1 protein-coding gene is annotated in these 427 nt (G+C 31.4%); it reads right to left on the bottom strand.

Translation table 11 applies throughout. The annotated features are described in order from the left end of the window. Positions 1 to 407: tRNA(His) guanylyltransferase Thg1 family protein (locus ACW2QF_RS19630; RefSeq protein WP_455717707.1), on the bottom strand; the 407-nt coding region annotated here is incomplete at its 3' end. Positions 408 to 427: the final 20 nt, after the last annotated feature.

Genomic DNA, 427 nt, shown 5'->3' with positions numbered 1-427 from the left:
CCATTAAGAATAGCTTTTGTTAATGTATTTAAATATTCAACATCGTTAGATTCATATCTTGCATTTACAACATTTGAGTGAAATGATTTGTTAAATGCCATTGTAGCCATGCTTGCCGATATACTGACTATTTTCTGAATATTATTATCAAACCACGAAGCTGAATTTAGTTGTTTATAATCAACTAATACTAATGTAATTTCGTCGGACTGAGTATAACCTAATACACAACCTTGAATATTCTCGCATAGGTATTTCATTGTTTGTTGCATACTTTTAGTTAATACCTCATCAAAAGGTCTTTTCATTTCTCTCGTGAACGTATGAAATGCTTTTCCATCAAGTCGAATAATTACTGGCATACGTCTTACCAAACTATGTCTACTAACTCCTTCATAACCTTTCATTCTATCTCCTTAATCACTTC

The sequence above is a fragment of the Anaerosporobacter sp. genome, assembly GCF_965301125.1.
Note: the sequence above shows the minus strand (reverse complement) of the source record. Positions and strands in the feature narration are given on the sequence as shown.